At 65.9% G+C, this 19,822-nt stretch carries 17 protein-coding genes; 6 read left to right on the forward strand and 11 right to left on the reverse strand.

Annotated features, from left to right (window positions below):
* Positions 1–52: 52 nt before the first annotated feature.
* Both IM816_RS17935 and IM816_RS17940 read right to left on the reverse strand, forming a co-directional pair.
* Positions 53–538 carry a hypothetical protein gene (locus IM816_RS17935; protein ID WP_250339142.1) on the reverse strand — a complete coding sequence of 162 codons (486 nt, stop codon included), beginning with the start codon at positions 536–538 and terminating at the stop codon, positions 53–55.
* 207 nt (positions 539–745) lie between these two features.
* Positions 746–2,659 carry an LTA synthase family protein gene (locus IM816_RS17940; RefSeq protein ID WP_250339143.1) on the reverse strand — a complete coding sequence of 638 codons (1,914 nt, stop codon included), beginning with the start codon at positions 2,657–2,659 and terminating at the stop codon, positions 746–748.
* A gap of 417 nt (positions 2,660–3,076) precedes the next feature.
* Between IM816_RS17940 and IM816_RS17945 the strand changes: the two genes are divergently transcribed.
* Positions 3,077–3,721 (forward strand): YrbL family protein, encoded by a 645-nt coding sequence (locus tag IM816_RS17945; RefSeq protein WP_250339144.1) that lies wholly within the window; start codon positions 3,077–3,079, stop codon positions 3,719–3,721.
* A gap of 15 nt (positions 3,722–3,736) precedes the next feature.
* Here IM816_RS17945 and IM816_RS17950 read toward each other — a convergent pair whose 3' ends face one another.
* Positions 3,737–5,428 carry an ArnT family glycosyltransferase gene (locus IM816_RS17950; protein ID WP_250339145.1) on the reverse strand — a complete coding sequence of 564 codons (1,692 nt, stop codon included), beginning with the start codon at positions 5,426–5,428 and terminating at the stop codon, positions 3,737–3,739.
* A gap of 222 nt (positions 5,429–5,650) precedes the next feature.
* Between IM816_RS17950 and IM816_RS17955 the strand changes: the two genes are divergently transcribed.
* The 3 genes from IM816_RS17955 to IM816_RS17965 are packed head-to-tail and all read left to right on the forward strand — an operon-like array spanning position 5,651 to position 9,711.
* Complete coding sequence (locus tag IM816_RS17955) at positions 5,651–6,193, forward strand: RNA polymerase sigma factor (RefSeq protein WP_250339146.1); 543 nt, start codon at positions 5,651–5,653, stop codon at positions 6,191–6,193.
* Positions 6,190–7,212: a FecR family protein gene (locus IM816_RS17960; protein WP_250339147.1), complete on the forward strand. Its 1,023-nt coding sequence runs from the start codon at positions 6,190–6,192 to the stop codon at positions 7,210–7,212. Before IM816_RS17955 ends, IM816_RS17960 begins: the two co-directional genes overlap by 4 nt.
* A 33-nt stretch (positions 7,213–7,245) precedes the next feature.
* A complete protein-coding gene (locus IM816_RS17965; protein WP_250339148.1) occupies positions 7,246–9,711 on the forward strand; it encodes a TonB-dependent siderophore receptor in 2,466 nt (821 codons plus the stop codon).
* A 3-nt stretch (positions 9,712–9,714) separates the two neighbouring features.
* Here the strand turns inward: IM816_RS17965 and IM816_RS17970 are convergent, their stop codons facing one another.
* The 6 genes from IM816_RS17970 to cyoA form a co-directional block, all read right to left on the reverse strand.
* A complete protein-coding gene (locus IM816_RS17970) occupies positions 9,715–10,641 on the reverse strand; it encodes a DUF535 family protein (RefSeq protein ID WP_250339149.1) in 927 nt (308 codons plus the stop codon).
* A gap of 45 nt (positions 10,642–10,686) precedes the next feature.
* Positions 10,687–11,481 (reverse strand): SURF1 family protein, encoded by a 795-nt coding sequence (locus tag IM816_RS17975; protein ID WP_250339150.1) that lies wholly within the window; start codon positions 11,479–11,481, stop codon positions 10,687–10,689.
* Positions 11,478–11,879, reverse strand: a complete 402-nt coding sequence (gene cyoD, locus IM816_RS17980; RefSeq protein ID WP_072323505.1) for a cytochrome o ubiquinol oxidase subunit IV — start codon at positions 11,877–11,879, stop codon at positions 11,478–11,480. The genes IM816_RS17975 and cyoD overlap by 4 nt, the downstream gene beginning before the upstream one ends.
* Positions 11,876–12,502 (reverse strand): cytochrome o ubiquinol oxidase subunit III, encoded by a 627-nt coding sequence (gene cyoC, locus IM816_RS17985; RefSeq protein WP_143144608.1) that lies wholly within the window; start codon positions 12,500–12,502, stop codon positions 11,876–11,878. The genes cyoD and cyoC overlap by 4 nt, the downstream gene beginning before the upstream one ends.
* Position 12,503: 1 nt before the next feature.
* The gene (cyoB, locus tag IM816_RS17990; protein WP_250340797.1) at positions 12,504–14,477 is read right to left on the reverse strand and encodes a cytochrome o ubiquinol oxidase subunit I; all 1,974 of its coding nucleotides are present in this window, start codon (positions 14,475–14,477) and stop codon (positions 12,504–12,506) included.
* 70 nt (positions 14,478–14,547) lie between these two features.
* Positions 14,548–15,624 (reverse strand): ubiquinol oxidase subunit II, encoded by a 1,077-nt coding sequence (gene cyoA, locus IM816_RS17995; RefSeq protein WP_250339151.1) that lies wholly within the window; start codon positions 15,622–15,624, stop codon positions 14,548–14,550.
* Positions 15,625–15,766: 142 nt separating this feature from the next.
* Between cyoA and IM816_RS18000 the strand changes: the two genes are divergently transcribed.
* Positions 15,767–17,113, forward strand: coding sequence for an MFS transporter (locus IM816_RS18000; RefSeq protein WP_250339152.1), 1,347 nt, complete (start codon positions 15,767–15,769; stop codon positions 17,111–17,113).
* 97 nt (positions 17,114–17,210) lie between these two features.
* Positions 17,211–18,263, forward strand: coding sequence for a bifunctional transcriptional activator/DNA repair enzyme AdaA (locus tag IM816_RS18005; protein ID WP_250339153.1), 1,053 nt, complete (start codon positions 17,211–17,213; stop codon positions 18,261–18,263).
* A 14-nt stretch (positions 18,264–18,277) separates the two neighbouring features.
* On the opposite strand, the gene IM816_RS18010 is transcribed toward IM816_RS18005, so the two are convergent.
* Entirely contained in the window at positions 18,278–19,264 is a 987-nt protein-coding gene (locus IM816_RS18010; protein WP_250339154.1) for an NAD-dependent epimerase/dehydratase family protein, read from the reverse strand.
* Between the two features lie 11 nt (positions 19,265–19,275).
* Positions 19,276–19,821 carry a DUF2058 domain-containing protein gene (locus tag IM816_RS18015; protein ID WP_250339155.1) on the reverse strand — a complete coding sequence of 182 codons (546 nt, stop codon included), beginning with the start codon at positions 19,819–19,821 and terminating at the stop codon, positions 19,276–19,278.
* Between the last annotated feature and the right edge of the window lies 1 nt (position 19,822).

Below are 19,822 nucleotides of genomic sequence, written 5' to 3' on the forward strand. Positions count from 1 at the left end.
CGCGCGCATCTTCCGCACAGGAAAGCCCGTGCGGAAGATATCGTCGGCAGGTCTAGCGACCTGCGTGACCGGCGATTCTCGTCGGCGGGGCGGCCACCAGATAACGCGAACGGGGTGACTCGGGCACGGGAAACAAGGTCATTCGCGTGAAATAGACTTCGATGGACCTGCCCGCGAATTGGCGCACGTCATCTTCGTTGAAGCCATGGACCAGGAACCCCGAATCGATGGCTCCGCGCGTCACGATCAACCGCGCACTCAGGACGAGTTCGCCCGGCTGTAGCGGATACGTCGGGATGAAGATGCGGACAAGTTCGTTTTCCAGGAACCCTTCGACGTCCATGCTGACAGTGAGGCCGTTGAGCAGTTCCTCGTACGGAATGAAGCCGTCGACGGCACCGTTAATGATCGGCGCCTTCAATTCGACGTGTCGGCCCTGCCCCAATCCTTCCTGCCTTCCCTCTGCCCAGCCGTCTTTCCAACCCTGCCGCCAACCTTCTTTCCAGCTTGCGTTGCTGTCGTCCGCTTGATGAGACATTCCGTGTTCTCCTGGCTACGTGTCGATTCGTGCGGCCGTCGGCGCACCGCAATCCCTTGTAGCGACACACCCAGCCGCCAGTCAATGCGGATGAAAAACGGAAATCACAGCGCTAACAAGCGGTGCGGCCACGTTTGCCGGAGTCGCATAGCGATGATGTCCGACCGAGGGGTCGTCGAGCACGTCGCCCCCCACGAAGCCGTCGTCTCAGTCCTTCGGCGTCTTGTCCGCTGCCTGCGGCAGCCGGTAGCGCTGTTTGCCGTACGCCCAGCTCGGCCACAGCGCGTGCGCCAGCGCCACCTTTTCCAACTGCGGATCGACCGGCTGCGAATCGAGCTTCTCGCCTTCTACCGCGTAGTGATACTGCGCGGCAGGCTGGTTGGGACGCAGCACGATGAGTGTGTCGTTCTTCAGATAACCGTAGTTGTCGCCGTACTGCATGATCGCGCGGTCGGGGTAACGCTGCGTGAGATCGGCACCGAGCATCGGATGCTCGCTGCTGATGCCGATCAGCGAGAGCAGCGTGGGCGCGAGGTCGACCTGACTGACGATGTGGTCGTCCTTCTTCACCGGCACGCCTGCACCGAGAATCAGCGCCGGGATATGGAAGTGACGCACCGGCACAAGACTCGCACCGAACACGCGCGCGTCGTGATCGGCCACGATGAGGAACACCGTGTGGTTCCAATACGGCGACTGCTTCGCCTTTTCGAAGAAGCGCCCGATGGACCAGTCGGCATAGCGCACGGCGTTGGCGTTGCTGGCCGGGTCACCCTCCGGCTGGATGCGGCCCGCCGGGTATTCCCACGGCGTGTGATTCGAAACGGAGAACGCCACGGTGAGGGTCGGCTTGTCGCCGTCGTCGAGCAGCCGCTGGTGCAGTTCGTTGAACATGTCTTCGTCCGACGCGCCCCACGAACCGACGAATGCCGGCTTGGTCTTGAACGTGGCGCGATCGACGACTTCGTTGAAGCCGTTGCCGAAGAAGAACGAGCGCATGTTGTCGAAATGCGCCTCACCGCCGTAGAGGAAGCGGGTGTGATAACCGAACGTATCCAGCAGCGCGCCCAGGGTGAAGAAGTCGCGCTGGCTGCGCGGCAGTTTCAGCACCGCTTCGGCCGGCGTCGGCAAGAAGCCGGTCGTGACGGCTTCGAGGCCGCGCGCGCTGCGCGTGCCGGTGGCGTAGGTGCGCGTCAGCCACCAGCCTTCGTTCGACAGCTTGTCGAGTTCCGGCGTGTAACCCGCCCCGCCCAGGCTGCCGACGAACTGCGCGCCAAGGCTTTCTTCCAGAATGATCACGAGGTTAAGCGGCTTGTCGCCCTGCCGCGTCGCCTGCTGGCGATGGAGGCTCGGGTATTGCGGATCCAGCGGCGCGCCGTCGAATCCGGCGGACGCTCGGACGATCGACTGCATCTCGTCTTCCGGCATCTTGCCGTACACGGCCGACGCCGAACGCTCGTTGCCGAGTGCGATGGCCGCATTGAGTACGTTGTAGAGCGAGTTCAGCGGCAGCGAGTTGACCATCGCGTCGTTGGTGAACGCGACCTGCGACGCATTCAAGGGACGATGCTGCAAGGTGCCGCGACCGGCAAGGAACAGCGCGACGAAGGCCAGCACCGTCGCCACCGGGCGCATCCAGCCGCGCATCGGTCGCGCGTCGGGGCGCCGTGTCGGCAACAGGCGGAAGCCCAGCCACCCGAACAAGGCGAATGCAATCAGGCCGGCACCGACGGAGAGCTTGTAGCCGTGCCAGAGCATGGCCAACACTTCGTTGGGGCTCGTGAGGTATTCGAACCAGAGACGGTTGGGTCGGGTGTCGTACTCGATCATGAACTGCGGCGTCGACACTTCCAGCAGGACGAACGCCAGCCACCAGAAGCGCAACCACCACGCCGCGATGCGCGTGGGCCATGCGCGGTGCCCCAGCCAGGGGGAAAGCAAGGCCGGCCAAGCCACGACCATCGCCACCAGCGAGAGATCGATGCGCCAGCCGCCGAGAAGGATGGGCCAGAGGCCGCCGGCATCGTGGACGCGGGTCCACTGCCAGAGCGAAAGACCGACGCGCGACAGCGTCAGGAACACGAGGGTGGCGACGATGAAGCGCCAGGTAAGCTTGCGCACGATGCGGGTCCGGCTGGGGCGCGGCGGCCGCCACGCGTGGAAGGCGTCATGTTACAGCCCCGAGACTTAAGGATGCTCTGAATAAGTTCTCGCAAGCGCCATGACGTCAGGAAGGGTCGCCAAGGTGGCTGCGTCGCGCCGGGAAGGGTGGTTCCCTTGTCAAGCGACGCGGGCGCCTTGGCGGCCTATGACGTCACCCTAACCTTTTGTTTTTATGCGTGAGGGCCGAGCCTGTCTGTCCGCAGTTCTTCGGTGCGCCGGCTCGACAGACGGCCAGTCTGCCTTCGCCGACGCCCCTGTGATCTGCGAACAGACAGGCTCGGTGGCGCTTGCGATAACTTGTTCAGAGCATCCTCTACACTGGTCGTTCTTTGGACAACTTACGGCGGCCTTTCAGGCGCCGCACGAGGAAACACGATGTTCAGACTGGCCGAGGCCACGCCGATCGCCACCGGGCACGTCCGCGAGGTGTATCAGCACCCGGACGACGAAAACCTGCTGATCAAGGTGATTGCCAGCGCATCCATCGAAGAACGCTGGAACAAGGCGCCCTGGTACCGCCGCATGGCGCGCAGCGGACCGTACAAGGACTTCGTACGCGAGTTTCGTGAATACGTCACCGGCATCTACGTGGGCGGCTACGCCACCTCGCCGATCGCGCGCGTGGTGGGCCTCGAGATGACCGACATCGGCCTGGGCCAGATCGTGGAGAAGGTGCGCACGCCGGATGGCCGGCTGGCGCCGACGCTGCACGACTGGGTCAAGGCGGAAGGTTTTACGGCGCACACGCAGGCGGAACTGGACGCGTTCTACGCGCGGCTCCTCTCGCACAACACCATCGCGGCCGACCTGCACGCGTGGAACGTGGTCTACGGCGAGGACTCGCGTGGCGGGCCGCGCCTGATCATGATCGACGGCTTCGGCGAGAAGAACATCATTCCCCATTGCTCCATGAGCCGTTCGCACAACGCGTCGCGCACGAAGAAGAAATACGAGCGCATGCTGCGCCGAACGAAGGCCGATGCGCCTGCCGGGAGTCAGGCGTCGCGCCAGGGTTCCTGACGCGACGCCTCGAACCTACCGCGGTGTGGCGGAAGGCACGCAGTCCGGTTTCGAAGCGTCGGCCGGCAGCAGCGCGAAGCGCGTGCGATTGGCGATGCCCAGCGGCACGACCTTGTCCTTGACGACGCAGTCGTCGAAGGCTTCCTCGTTGACGAGCAGCCAGCGATGAGCCGGATCGTCGTGCTGCCAGGCGCGGGCTGCGCGCAGCTGCAAGGCGGAATCGCGCGCAAAGCCGAATTCCGTCACGGGGCGGCGTGCCTGGTAGAGCAGCTCTTCGCGCCACGCCACGAGACCTAGTTGCCCCGACGGACCGATCGCGGCATCCGCCTCCTGCATCAGTTGCCGCGTGGACTGGTTCGCATCCAGTAATGGATAGGTACCCAGCGGCCAGATGATCCACGCCAGCGCCATGCCGCCGAGCAGCGCGGCGACACCACGGCGCGGCCGGAACACCAGCGCCGACAGCAGGAACCCCGTCCCCACGGCGATCACGCACCACCACAGGGCCTCCCCGTGGCCGGGCAGCTCATAGCCTTGAGCAATGCGCTGCGCCGCTGCAGGCGCCTTGGTCAGGGCCCAGGTGCCGGCGCCAGCGAATACCGCGGCACAGGCCACAGCGATCCAGAAGCTGGCACGCGGCAGCCAGCGCGTCTTGAGCAAGTCCACCAAGTACGGCGCCATCGCCAGAGCCAGCATGGGCAGCGCGGGCAGGATGTAGATCTCGCGCTTGCCGCGCGGGATGGAGAAAAACACGAGCACCAGCACGAACCAGATCAGCGGCATCCATACCCGCGGATCGCGCAGGCGCAACGCTTCGCGCCAGCGCGGCACCAGGAAGGGAATCAGCAGCCAGGTGGGAATCCACTGGCGCAGGATCACCAGCAGGAAGAACCACGGTTTTTCCTCGTGCTGCCACGAATTCGCGTAGCGCTCGGCGGTCTGGCGGAACAGGATGTCATGCACATAGGCCAGGTATTCCGGCGTCCGCAGTCCGTAGGCGGCGCTCAGCATCGGCACCAGCCACAGCGCGATGGCGAGCAGGAAGGCCAGCGCACCGCCGGCCCAGCGCCAGCCGTCGCCCCGCGTGACCGTCACGCCCGGCCACTGGCGTACCCGCAGCAGCACGTAGGGCAGCAGCATCAGCAGGGCGATCACGCCCACGCCCTTGGTAATAACGCCGAGACCGGCCGCGAAACAGCCCAACCAGTACATGCGCCAGTTCGGCCCACGCAGGCAATGCAGCAGGATGCCGGTGTTGGCCAGCGTGATCCAGAACAGGTTCAGCGGGTCGATCTGCGCGTGCTTGACCACGTCCACGAACTGCATGGTCGCCAGCACGAGGGTGGCGGCCACCATGCCCGTGCGCGCATTCCAGAGGCGACGGCCGAGATGCCAGACGAGCGCCAGCGTGCCCAGGCCGGACAGCAGCGAGGTCAGCAGGAACGCACCGCGCCAGCCACCGGTCAGCCACATCCAGAAGGCTTCGGTCCACATCAGCACCGGCGGCTTGTCCGAATACAGCTCCATGCCCCGGTGAGGAAACAGCCATTGGCCGGATTCGAGCATCTGACGCGCGACCAGGGCGAAGCGCGGTTCGTCGGGCGGCCAGGGGTCGCGCAGGCCGATGCCTGCCGCAAGCACGGCCAGGGCGATGAGCATGAACCAGCCGAATTCGCGGCGCAGGGAACGGTCGTCGGGAGCTAGCATGAGGACGTCGAGGCCAGGGATCGGGCGATCGTAGCGGAAGGGTCGCCCCTCTGCCCTACCGTGGCCTTAGGAAATCGTCGGCGGTCATTTCAATTTTCCGTCGCTGAGACGTCTAAGGGGTTCGCCGGTGCGGAAATCGGCGTTCGTCCCTGCCCGTACGGGCGTCGATTTCCCACCGTGCGACCATCAGCTACAGACACCATGAACGCGGTCAGGCAACCCATGGATCCCACCGAAGCAGGCGCTCCGCCCGACGGCACCCGTGCCGCACAGGTGGTCGCCCTCTTCCGCGAGCACAACGCGGCGCTCGTCGCCTTCCTGCGAGCGCGGCTCAATTCACATGCCGATGCTCAGGAGGTGGCGCAGGAGGTTTATCTCAAGCTGCTCTCGCTGAAAGAGAGCACGGTGATCGACTCGCCCCGCGCCTTCCTGTTTCGGGCCGCGTCCAATCTGGCCGTGGATCGCCTGCGCATGCGCAACGTGCGTGCCGCGGCGCCACCCGATCCGGACGACGATGCATGGCACGCGACCCCGATGCCGGAGCAACACGCCTCGGCGCTCGAACAATGGCGGGATCTGCACCTTGCGCTGGACGAACTGCCCCCCAAGACCAGCCGCGCTTTCGTCATGCACGTGATCGACGGCCGCGACTTCAGCGCCATTGCAGCTGAGATGAACCTCAGCGAGCGCATGGTGCGCTACCACGTCGGCAATGCCCTGGCGCATTGCCGTGACCGCCGCGATCGCGCGGAGAGCCCTGAATGACCACGACGTTGCCTTTCGACCGGCAGATCGAACATACCGCCGCCGACTGGTGGGTACGCCTTCGCGATCCCGCCCTGCCGGAACACGCCCTGCTGGAATGGAGTGACTGGCTGGAAGCCGACGCCCGCCACGCCGAGGCCTTCGAGCGCGCGTGCGCGCTGGCCGAGGCCGCAGCGTCCATGGATGCCGCGAGCCGGCGCGCCTTCGTCGCTCGCTTCGCTCCCGCCGGCCCGGCGCACAGTACCCGGCCGCGGCGCACATGGTTTGCGTGGAGTGCCGCCGCGGCGGTAACCCTCGTGGCGCTTGGCGCCGGCCTGTTCCTGACGCTGCGGCCTGGTACCACGGACGCGCCGCGCCAGTACGCCAGCCAACGTGCCGCACACCGCGACATCGAACTGCCCGACGGCTCCAGCATCGAGCTGGGTGGGGCCACGTCGGTGGTGGCGCGCTACGGCCGCGACGAGCGCGCCGTGGACCTCGAAACGGGCGAGGCGTTCTTCCGCGTGGCGCACGCCGAGCGGCCGTTCGTCGTCAATGCCGGGCCGCTGCGTATCCGCGACCTGGGCACCGCGTTCAACGTGCGGCGCACGGGCGATCGCGTGATCGTGGCCGTGACGGAAGGCCGCGTGCGCGTGTCGCCCCTCGCTGCACAGGGGGATGCCGGCACGATAGAGTTGGGTGCCGGTCGCGAAGTCTCGTTCGATCCCGAGACGCAGGCCATGCACATCCTCGACATCGATCCAGCGACCGCCACGGCGTGGCGCGGCCATCGCCTCGAATTCGTCAATGAGCCGCTGTCCTCGGTGATCGACAACGTGAACCGCTACAGCGCACGGCCGATCCGCCTGGCCGACCCCGGCCTCGGCAAACTGACGTTTACGGGCACGGTGGAGGTCGATACCATCGACAGCTGGGTATCCGCGTTGCCGCGGGTATTCCCGCTTCGCGTCCACGCCTATCCCGACCGGCTGGAACTCGCACGCCAGACGACGATGGCGCGGGGAGCCCGGCCACACTGAAAGAACGACTTGGGGCCGCAGGTCTTGCCGTACATGTTTCGCGGGCGCCGGCGCGTACTCACCGGCGCACTCGCGCTGGTGCTCGCTCTCGGCAGCGCTGAAGCGGCGGTGCCCGAAAGCCCTGACGGCGGCACATCGCTACCCATCCCGTTTTCGATCGCTCCCCAGCCGCTGGCCACGGCGCTGCTGGCCTGGGGCAAGCAGACCAACGTGCAGGTACTCACGGCGTCCGGCGCCATCGCGAACTGGCGCTCGGGTGGCGCCAGCGGCCTGCTGACGCCGAACGCGGCGCTCGACGAACTGCTGCAGGGCACCGACCTGGAGCGGGAGTCCTACGACACCCGAACCGTGGTCGTTCGCCAGCGGCAGAAGCCCGGCAACGCTACCCCCGCTCCCGCAGACCCTGCCGAAGCCTTCGACCCCACCACCATCGTCCCGCTCGCTACGGTGGACGTGCAGGGCCTCGTATCGGAAACCGCGTTCAAGGCCGACACCACACGCACCGTGACGCGCGGCGAGGCACACCTCAGCGATGTTCCGCAGTCGGTCACCGTGCTCACGCGTGAGGTGATCGAGTCGCAGCAGGCGGTGGATATCGGTGACGTCGCTCGCTACGTCGCGGGCGTGCAATACGTGGACGGCTACGGCGGCTCGCCGTTGTTCCTGATCCGCGGCTTCGACGCCGGTCATGGCATGACGGACGGCATGCCCAACGGCATCGCGCGCACGGAAGATCTGCCGCCATTGATCGGCATCGAACGTGTCGAAGTGCTGCGCGGGCCGGAAGCGATCCTCGGCGACGCGTCGCAGAACAACAATTTTGGCGGATCGATCAATGTGGTGATGAAGCGTCCGCAGGCGGACACCGTGCGTACGCTCACCTATTCGCTGGGCGAGTACGACGGCGCACGACTCGGCGTGGATCTTGCCGGTACCGCGTCGAAAGATGGCGCCGTGACCTATCGCCTGGTGGCCGCCGGGCAACGTGGCGAGAAGACGCCTCAAGGCGACGGCGGTGGTCGCGGTGCCTATCTCGCTCCATCGTTGGCGTGGCAAGGCGATCGGACTCACGTGATGGGCGGCCTGGAGTACGTGGACAACCGCGTGCCCGGTCCGGAGCACAGCGTGCTGCTTGGTCCCGGCGTATCCACCGCCTTGCGCCCGGGCACGTCGCTGGGCGGCGGGTCGGACATTTCCACGTTCCGCACGACACGCGCGGTGTTCGAGCTGGACCACGATTTCGTCAACGACTGGACCTTCCACAGCCAGGGCCAGTACGTGCGCCAGCGCAGTGACGGACGCAGCCAGTCCTTCATCGCGGGTGCTTTTCCGGGCGCGCTGGATGCCGTGGCCCGCACCTTCCGCTACTCGGGCAACTACTGGACCTGGCAGAACGATTTCAGCACCAGCTTTCACCATGGCAACGTCACGCATGCCGTGTTGGTGGGTCTGGACCTTGCGCGCACCCACGCGGGCGACGGCGGCAGTGGCAGCATCGTGGAGGCCAGTTCCCAGACCGCCGACCTCGATCGCGACGCCGTCATCGTCACGCGGCCGCTGGCCTTCGGCCTGCGCAGGGGTGACGACAGTGCACCCAAGGTGTCCCTGCTGGCAGTACCCGCGAGCACCACGGTGCAGAACCTGGGCGGCTCGTGGCAGACCAACGCCGGTCTGTATCTGCAGGACCAGATCGCCATCGGCGACCGTTGGAACGTGTTGGCCGCAGTGCGCCGAACGCGTTACCAGCTGGACACGCGCTGGCAAGACGGCTCGCCGCGACGCGTGCGCGAAGCCCGTTGGATTCCGAAGCTTGGCGTGGTCTACAAGGTGTCGCCGGAGATCTCGCTCTACGCGGACTCGTCGACTGGCTTTCAACCCGATCCCCTGCTGGGCAAGGACGGCCAGCCGTTGCCCGTCGCGACCTCGCGGCAGATCGAAGTGGGCGGCAAGTTCGATCTGTTCGACCAGCGCGCACGACTCACGGCGGCGCTCTATCGCATCCGCGTCGATCACAGCGTCGATCTGGTGTCGCCCGAGCCACCCTTCTTTGCCACGCCGGGCCCGGGGCAGACCAATCGCGGCCTCGAGGTGGAGTTCGCCGGGCAGGTGGCACCGGGGCTGGATGTACTGGCGAGCCTGACCGAAGCGCGCACCCACAACAACGACGATACCCGCGCCACCGGTGCGCCGAAGCATCAGGCAGCCGTCTGGGCGAGCTACCGATTCGGCGACGGCTCGATGAAGCCGTGGGGTGTCGCCGCGGGCGTGCTGGCGCGCAGCCGCAGCCTTGGCCGCACGAGTGCGGACGGCGTCTACTTCGGCATTCCCGGCCAGGCCAGCGTGGAAACGAACGTTTCCCGTTACGGCAGCAACTGGCGAGTGACGCTCGGGGTCAAGAACCTGTTTGCGCGCACGCTGTACGCCGTCAACTTCGACGAGACCTTCGTGCCGATTCGCCAGGGCCGCGTGGTGCTGCTCACGGGTACCTACAACTTCTGATCGTCAGGCGGTCCGGGCGAACGCTTTCAGCACCGCCTCGCAGGCGTCGCGCCGGAACGCGTCGCGCGCGGAGCCATCGCTGGGCATGGCCTTTCTCGGCAGGTCATAGCATCCGTCCGTGCCCAGCACGCCGCCGTGGCGACGCCAGAACCGGTCGTACGACGAAGCGGTGACTCCCGCGCGGCGATCCTGCGGATGCGCGGCCTGTCCCACGCCACGCACGCGCTCAATGCCATACGAAGCTGCCAGGGCGCGCACCACCGCAAGCAACAGCTCGCGCGGACGCAGACCACCCGCGGCGCGGCTGAAACGCGTGATGGCCGCGCGCCCCAGGTAGGCCCAGGAGCCGCGCATGTCGCCGATCAGCAATCCGTCGCTGCCACCGAACGTGACCGTGCAGGACGAAATCACTTCCTTCTCGCCGTTCAGCAGATACAGGCCCATTTCGCCCGTGCATTCATGCTCGGGTGCACGGGCGTGCAGGTAGGCCATGTCACCGTCGCCGAGCGGCAGCGTTGCGAGACGGACGTCGTGCCCCTTGAGCAGACGGCGGCTCAGGCGCTCGGGAAACTCGCGGGCCACGAAGCGGTAGTGCGCCTCGATGAGTCGCGCGCGGGCGACGAGATCGAACGAGCGGGAGATGTAATGCGATTGCCAGCGCTCGTAGACCCGCGGATTGGTTTCTGCCGCGGCGCGCATGGCGCGTGACGCGCCCACCAGACCGAGCCAACGCGCCTGACGTCGAAACGCCGCCAGCGTGCGAAGCAGATAGGCCAGCCGTCGCTCGGGCATCGGCCGCTGGCGGCGCAGGGCGGCACGCCGTCGGGCATGGTCGATCACGAGGGCCAGGGGGCCGCGTGTGCGAGGGGACGAAGCCCATCCGAGCGGCAGGTCGTCGAAGGTCGAATGCTGGGGATAGCGGGGCTGCATGCCCTAGAAGACGTTCGAGCCCGCCGAAATTGAAATGGCGTGGGACTAGCGATTCGGGGAGACGTGCCGGCGCCGCTCGTCCCGCCAGACGATCCCGGCGCCGATCAGCGTCAACAACGCCAAGCCGTACCAGGTGATGGCGTACATCAGATGATTGTCCGGGAAGGCGATCACGGTAAGGCCGCCCACGGGGCCATCGTTGCCCTCGCCACGGCCGGGCGACGACGCGGCGTCGGCATCGACGAAGTACGGTGCGACACGCTCCGGCGCCAGGCCCTTCGCTGCCGCGATGGCCGCGACGTCGCGCGAGTACCAGCGATCCTGCCCCGGTTGGTTGTCCTGCAGGAAGGCACCCTTGGGCTCGCTGATGCGCAGCAGGCCGCTGACCGACGCCTCACCCGACGGGCCGGGGATGCAGGTGGCCTTGCCCTCGCACCAGGTCGTCGAGACGAAGCCACGGTTCACCAGCACGATGTCGCCGTTACGCAGACGCAGCGGCGTAAGCAGCCACGAGCCCATGCCCAACTCCGTGCTGGCGCGGACCCGCACGCTTTTTTCCGTAAGGAACGTGCCGACCAGACGGACCCGTCGGTACTCATCGCTGGCAGCGCTGACCTGGGGCCATTGACCGCGGCTCGGCGCATCCACCGGTTGCGCATGGACGCGTGCATCCACCCGCGCTATCAGGTCGTGCTTCCACGCACGCCGATGTACCTGCCAGGTACCGAGCGCCACGAACAGCGCGAACAGGCTCACGCCAAGCAAGGCGAGCAACCCAAGAACGAAGACGCCGCGCGGGCGCGGCGTCTTCGTCTCGGCGTGGTCGCGATCCGGGCTCAAGGCAGGCTCTTCGCCTGTTGCTCGGACATGCTGTGGGACATGCCGGGCATCATGTTCGAGTTGAGGTGGAACATGACCCAGATGGAACCGGACAAGGTAATGACCACCAGCACCAGCGTGAAGATCAGCGCCAGCATGTTCCAGCCACCCTCGGACTTCGTGTCCATGTGCAGGAAGTAGATCATGTGCACCACGATCTGGATCGCGGCGAAGGTGAGGATCACCACCGCCAGCGTCTGCGAGTTCGGGATGACCTTGCCCATCACCAGCCAGAACGGGATCGCGGTGAGCACCACCGCGAGGAAGAACCCCGTCATGTAGCCCTTGAGGCTGATGTGAGGGATGCCGTCGTCGTGGTGGTCGTCGTGGTGATCGTGCGATTCGATGTGCGCGCTCACGGCAGCACTCCCATCAGGTAAACGAAGGTGAAGACGCCGATCCAGACCACGTCGAGGAAGTGCCAGAACATGGACAGGCACATGATGCGACGCTTGTTCGCGGGCGTAAGGCCAAAGCGCCCGACCTGGAACAGCAGGGTGATGAGCCAGATGATGCCGAAGGTCACGTGCAGGCCGTGCGTGCCGACCAGCGTGAAGAACGACGAGAGGAACGCGCTGCGCTGCGGACCTGCACCCTCATGGATGAGATGTGCGAACTCGTACATCTCGATGCCGAGGAACGCGGCACCGAACAGGCCGGTGACGATGAGCCAGGCCATCATCGTGCCGCGGCGGTTCTTCTGCATCTCGATCATGGCGAAGCCATACGTGATCGAGGACAGCAGCAGCATCGCGGTGTTGACCGCCACCAGGGGCAGCTCGAACAGATCGGCACCCGACGGACCGCCTGCGTAGCTCCGCCCCAGCACGCCATAAGTGGCGAACAGGCAGGCGAAGATGAGGCAGTCGCTCATCAGGTAGATCCAGAACCCGAGCAACGTCCCGTTCGCGGGATGGTGCTCTTCCTTCATCCAGAACTGGGCGTCCTGTTCCGCAATGGCCGCGGAAGGCGTGGCGTGCATATCAGACATGGGCGGCAAGCTCTTCCGTGCGGGCGGCCTCGGTCCGGGCCACGACGTCGGCGGGGATGTGGTAGTCGCGCTTGTAGTTGAAGGTGTGGACGATCGCTGCGGCGATCATTGCCACGAACGAGATACCGGCAATCAGGAACATGTGCCAGATCATCGCGAAGCCGAACACGAAGGCGATACCCGCGATGATGACGCCCGCGCTGGTGTTCTTCGGCATGTGGATCGGCAGGTAGCCTTCGAGACGACGGCCGGCGTTGCGCTCCTTCATGTCCCACCAGGCGTCCATGTCATGGATGACCGGGGTGAATGCGAAGTTGTACTCCGGCGGCGGCGACGACGTGGACCATTCCAGCGTGCGGCCGTGCCACGGATCGCCGGTCACGTCGCGCAGTTCGTCGCGGCGCTTGTAGCTCACCCACAGCTGCATGAGGAACGAGCCGATGCCGAGGGCGATGAGGACGGCGCCGAACGCGGCGATCTGGAACCAGATCTGCAGCGACGGATCCTCGAAGTGGTTCATGCGGCGGGTGACGCCCATGAAGCCGAGCACGTACAGCGGCATGAAGGCGACCCAGAAGCCCACCAGCCAGAACCAGAACGAGCACTTGCCCCAGAACGGATCGAGCTTGTAACCGAAGGCCTTGGGGAACCAGTAGTTGATGCCGGCGAACAGGCCGAAGATCACGCCGCCGATGATCACGTTATGGAAGTGCGCGATCAGGAACAGACTGTTGTGCAGCAGGAAGTCGGCAGGCGGCACCGCGAGCATCACGCCGGTCATGCCGCCGATGACGAAGGTGACCATGAAGCCGACCGTCCACAGCATCGGCACCTCGAACTTGATGCGTCCGCGGTACATGGTGAACAGCCAGTTGAAGATCTTCGCGCCCGTCGGGATCGAGATGATCATCGTGGTGATGCCGAAGAACGAATTGACGCTCGCTCCCGAACCCATGGTGAAGAAGTGATGCAGCCACACGAGGTACGACAGCACGGTGATGACCACCGTGGCGTACACCATCGACGCATAGCCGAACAGGCGCTTGCGGCTGAAGGTGGAGGTCACCTCGGAGAACACGCCGAACACCGGCAGCACCAGGATGTAGACCTCGGGGTGACCCCAGATCCAGATCAGGTTCACGTACATCATGGCGTTGCCGCCGAAGTCGTTCGTGAAGAAGTTGGTGCCGGCGTAACGGTCGAGCGAGAGGAGCACCAGCGTGGCCGCCAGCACAGGGAACGCCGCGACGATGAGCACGTTCGTGCACAGCGAGGTCCAGGTGAAGATGGGCATCTTCATCATCGACATGCCCGGCGCGCGCATCTTGACGATGGTCGCGATCAGGTTGATGCCGGACAGCGTGGTTCCTACGCCCGCTATCTGTAGCGACCATAAGTAGTAGTCGACACCGACGTCTGGACTCTGCGCCAGACCGGACAGCGGCGGATAGGCCAGCCAGCCGGTGCGGGCGAACTCACCGACGAACAGCGACGCCATGACCAGCATCGCGCCGGCCACGGTCATCCAGAAGCTGAAGTTGTTGAGGAACGGGAACGCCACGTCGCGCGCACCGATCTGCAGCGGCACCACGTAGTTCATGAGGCCGGTGACCAGCGGCATCGCCACGAAGAAGATCATGATCACGCCGTGGGCGGTGAAGACCTGGTCGTAGTGGTGCGGTGGCAGGAAGCCCGGGTTGCCGTTGAACGCGATGGCCTGCTGCGCACGCATCATCAACGCGTCGGAGAAGCCGCGCAGCAGCATCACAATGCCCAGCACCATATACATGATGCCGATCTTCTTGTGATCGATGCTGGTGAACCACTCGTGCCAGAGGTAACCCCAAAGCTTGTGCTTCGTGATGAGCGCCAACAGCGCGACGCCCCCGAGCGCGACCGCGATGAAGGTGCCGACGAGGATCGGCTCGTGGTACGGAATCGCCTCGAGCGAGAGGCGTCCGAAGATCAGTGTCTGTAGATCGGGCATGTTCATTACCGGGCTCGGCAAGGCGTGAATTCTTGAAAGGCAGCCGCGCTCACAGCGGGCGTCCGGCAGGCGTCATGGGCTGGCCGGCGGCGCTGTTGCCGACGCAAAGCGCGCCGACATAGCGCTGACCGTCGTCGGCGAGACCGATGCGGGCGCGCGTCGCGGCATCCAGCGAGGTCACGTTGTACGCGCCCACGATGCCCTGCCCGCCCTGCGCGTCGAGGGCCATCATGTCGCTGGTGCACATGCGGTTGGCTTCGACGCAGCGGTTGAGGATGGCGTTGTACAGACCCGGCGCCACGCTGCCGTAGTAGTGCACGGGCTCCTTCTCGCTCGGCTGTTCGAGCTTCAGGTAGTCCTCGCGGCTGAGCGGCTCGGGGCTGGCCTTGGCCTTCGCCACCCAGGCGTCGAAATCGGCGTCGGACAGGCTATGGAAGCGGAAGCGCATGTCCGAGAAGCCGGCCCCGCTGTAGTTCGCGGAAAGACCCTCGAAATCGCCGGTCTTGTTCATGACCGCGTTGAGCTGCGTCTCCATGCCCGGCATGGCATAGATCATGCCCGCCAGGGAGGGAACGAAGAACGCGTTCATGACCGTGGACGCTGTGATGTGGAATTCGATCGGGCGATCGACCGGCGCGGCCATTTCGTTCACCGTCGCGATGCCCTGCTCGGGATAGAGGAACAGCCATTTCCAGTCGAGCGCCACCACTTCCACTACCAGGGGCTTGGTGCCGGGCTTGAGCGCGCGGGCCTGGTCGATCTGCTCCACCGGGCGGTACGGGTCCAGCTTGTGGGTGCTGGTCCAGGTCACCGCGCCGAGCGCGATGATGATCAGCAGCGGGGCCGACCAGATCAGCAGCTCCAGCACCGTGGAGTGGTTCCAGTCCGGGGCGTACTCGGCATGGGCTGCCTTGTTCGACTCCCGGTACTTCCAGGCGAAGGTCAGGATCATCACGATCACCGGGACGATGATGATCAGCATCAGGACCACGGAAATGATGATCAGGTCGCGCTGCTGCCGGGCGATATCGCCCGAGGGCGAAAGCAGCACGGCGTCGCAGCCCGAAAGGATCAGGGCCAGGGCGGGGATCAGCAATCCGCGCAACATCTTCATGGACATTCGCATGATGGGTTTAACCGTGGGGACACGAAAAAATACGCCGATCCGCGTGCGCGGGCCATAGGACACTTTGTCCCATGGTCCTCCAAGCGGGTTAGTGCGATCCTTCGCTATCCTGCCATCCACCTCCCCGAGCGGGCCGAATACGATGTCGAGCATTTCACACGCCCATCACAATGCTGCCGAAGGCGCGGAACACGATGTCCGCCGCCAGCACCAGACTAGCCATGCGCCGGTCGCCCCGGGCGAAATCGCCGTCGGCGTGGTCATTGGCCGCGCCTCGGAGTATTTCGACTTCTTCACCTACGGCATCGCCTCCGTTCTGGTGTTCCCGGCGGTGTTCTTCCCGTTCCTGAGCCAGCTCGACGGCATCCTGCTGGCGTTCGCGATCTTCTCGCTCGCCTTCATCGCCCGGCCGATCGGCACGACGCTGTTCATGGGCATCCAGCGCACCTGGAGCCGCAGCACCAAGCTCACGGCCGCCCTGTTCCTGCTCGGTACGTCCACGGTCTGCATCGCGTTCCTGCCGGCCAATACGTCCAACGGCTACACCGTGATCGTGATCCTTGGCGTGCTGCGGTTCTTGCAGGGCATTGCGCTTGGCGGCTCGTGGGATGGCCTGCCCTCCCTGCTGTCGCTGAACGCGCCGAAGGGCCGTCGCGGCTGGTACGCCATGCTCGGTCAGCTCGGTGCGCCGACCGGGTTCCTCATTGCGGCGTCGCTGTTCCTGTTCCTGAACACCCAGCTCTCGCGCGAGGATTTCCTGGGCTGGGGCTGGCGCTATCCGTTCTTCGTGGCCTTCGCGATCAACGTCGTGGCCCTGTTCGCCCGCCTGCGCCTGGTCGTGACCGAGGAATACACGCAGTTGCTGGAAGAGCGCCAGTTGGAGCCCATCGGCATCATCGAAATGGTGCGCGCCCAGGGCTACAACCTGTTCATCGGCGCCTTCGCCGCGCTGGCCAGCTATGCGCTGTTCCACATCGTGACGATCTTCCCGCTGTCGTGGATCTCGCTCAGCCGTTCGCAGGACATCAACAACGTCCTGATCGTGCAGATCGTGGGCGCGTTCGTGGCGATCCTCGCCACCGTGGCCTCGGGCGTCATCGCCGACAAGATCGGTCGCCGCAATACGCTGGGCACCATGGCCGTGCTGATCGGCCTGTTCGCCATCGCCTCGCCGTGGCTGCTGGGCGGCGGCAAGATCGCGCAGGATGCCTTCCTGATCATCGGCTTCGCCCTGCTCGGCCTCTCCTACGGGCAGGCGGCGGGCACGGTCACGGCGAATTTCGCCAAGCGCTTCCGCTACACCGGCGCGGCTCTGACCTCCGACTTCGCCTGGCTGTTCGGCGCCGCGTTCGCGCCGCTGGTGGCGCTGGGCCTGTCCACGCGCTTCGGCCTGGTCGCGGTCAGCGCCTATCTGCTCTCCGGCGTGGCCTGCACGCTGGTCGCGCTGCGCATCAACAAGGCGCTCGAGACGGACCGCGCCAAGGTCTGACGCCCGGTCTTTCGAGGGAACCGCCGTGACGGTTCCCTCGAAATAGCCGCCCGATCCTCGGCGGTGAAGGCGCCCCATCCGGCGTATCGTCGCGCCCATGCTCTTCGACCTCCCCGACCACGAGACGCTCTACCGGGCGCTGCTGGACCGCGATCCCGCCTACGACGGCCATGCCTTCGTGGGGGTGACCAGCACCGGCGTGTTCTGCCGGCTGACCTGCCCCGCCCGCAAGCCAAAGTTCGAGAACACGCGTTTCTTCGATTCGGTGGCCGGCTGCTTCGAAGCGGGCTTTCGTCCGTGCCTGCGCTGCCGGCCGCTCGATCCCATCGGGCAGCGCGAACCTATGGTCTCGGCGTTGCTTCGCCTGCTGGAGGACGAGCCCGAGCGCGTCTGGTCGGAGGACGATCTGCTCCGGCTGGGCTACGACCCTTCCACGGTCCGCCGCGCGTTCAAACGCCACCTGGGCCTGACCTTTCTGGACATGGCGCGACTGCGCCGTACCGCCCGCGGCATGGACCGCCTGGCGGCAGGCGCCAGCGTGATCGATGCCCAGCAGGCGGCGGGCTACGACTCCGGCAGCGGCTTTCGCGAAGCGATCGTGCGGCTGCTCGGCGACTGCCCCGTGGAACTGCGTGGCCGCGAGTGGCTGAAAGCGGAATGGATCGACACGCCCATCGGCAGCATGCTCGCGGTGGCCGACGATCACGCACTGCACCTGCTGGAATTCTTCGACCGCACGGCCCTGCCCAACGAACTGAAGCGCTTACGTCAGGCCACACGATCGGCCATCACGTTCGGTCGCACGCCGATCATCGAGCGCATCGACGCGGAGTTACGCCGCTATTTCGCGGGCGAAGGCACGACGTTCGACACGCCGCTGGCCGCGCATGGCTCACCGTTCACCCGCATCGTCTGGGACGCCTTGATGGCAATACCGCCGGGGACGACGCGAAGCTACGCGGAGATCGCCGTGGCGGCGGGTCGCTCCACGGCCACGCGCGCCGTGGCCCGGGCCAACGGCGCGAACCAGATCGCCATCGTCATTCCCTGCCATCGGGTGATCGGGTCGGACGGCTCGCTGACCGGCTACGGTGGCGGCCTGTGGCGCAAGGACTGGTTGTTGCGTCACGAGCGAAAGCAGCTCGCCTGACAACGCACGTCGCGTTACGGCAGGACGGGATAGGGACCGTGCTCGAAGACCGCGTCGTGGTAGCCCTTCACCCCGATGGCGCGCGCCATGTCGCTGCGGAAATCCTCACCGCGGCGCAGACAGTCGAGCACGAAGGCGAAATCGCGCTTCGGTCGCCAGCCGAGATCGCGCGTGGCACGACGGCTGTCGTAGACGCGGTCCAGCGACGGCAGCAGCTTCCAGCCGCGCTCGGCGTACAGCGCATCCACGTCCGGAAACAGCCGGCGCACGACGGACGCCGCATCCTCGCGCAACGCGATGACGTCATCGGGTGAGAACGGCGTGGTGGCGGAAACGATGTATCGCCCGAAGCGCAGGGCCGGCGCGCGCTCCAGCGCGAGCACGTGAGCCTCCACGACGTCGTCGAGGTCGGCACGGCGATACAGCAGCTCGTTGGCCTGCATGTTCACGCTGTCGTATTCGGCGCGGACACCTGCGTTGTCGTCGTCTTCCGGAAAGAACCGCGACGTGCGCAGCACGAGCACGGGCAATCGGTCCTGGCGCGCCACGCACTCGCACAGACCTTCGGCGGCTATCTTGGTCGCGCCGTAGATGTTCTTCGGCACGGGCACCACGTCTTCATCGATCCACGCGGCCGGTTCACCCGGTGCCGGCGACAGCGCCGCGCCGAAGGCGCTCGTGGTGCTGGTGAATACGAACGCACGTACACCGTGCGCCACGGCCGCTTCGAGCAATGTCGTTGTGCCACCGACATTGGTATCCACGAACGCTCGCTTGCCATGCGTGGCGATGTGCGGCTTGTGCAGCGTGGCGCTGTGGATCACCTCCGTGACATCGGACATCGCGTCGCGCACGAAACCTTCGTCGGCGATCGAGCCCACGACGTCGGTATAAGCGGAAGCCTTGATGTCCATGCCGCGCACCGCGCGTCCGTCTGCGCGCAGCCGCCGAACCAGCGCCTCGCCGAGGTGTCCCGCACTGCCGGTAACGAGAACGGTCATGGGCTGTGCTCTTACCAGATGAGGTCGTCGGGCACGACAAACTGCTTGTAGTAGTCGTCCACTTCTTCCTCGGACGGCGCGGCGGCGCCTTCCTTGCGCCCGTGATCCAGCACGATCGTTTCCGGCGACCGGGCGTGAATCTTGTCCGCGGGACCACGCGGAATCAGCTCGTAACCGTCGCCGAGGCGCGCGACCACCAGCGCCCCCGACGCAAGCTGCGCACGCAGGTTTTCATTGACGAACACGCTGGCGATCTTGTCGCCGTCCGGAAAGCGGTAGGGAAGATCGCCCTCGCGCTTCACGCGCGTGGTCTCCACGATCTGCCGTACCTGCGCGCGGATTTCCCTCGCCCGCGCCTCGGCGTTGCGTTCGGCGGCAAGGGCGCGGTCGCGTTCGGCGCGCTCGGCCTGCAGGCGACGGGCGTCCACCTGGTCCTCGGCGGGCGCCGCGGGCGCCTTCCCCTGGCGCTGCTTCGCCTGGTCGCGCACGATCTTGGCCGCCTTGTCCTTCTTGACCAGCCCCGCCTTCAGAAGCTGTTCCTGCAGTGGATTGCGCATG

It is taken from the genome of Luteibacter flocculans (assembly GCF_023612255.1).
Taxonomy (GTDB): Bacteria; Pseudomonadota; Gammaproteobacteria; order Xanthomonadales; family Rhodanobacteraceae; genus Luteibacter; species Luteibacter flocculans.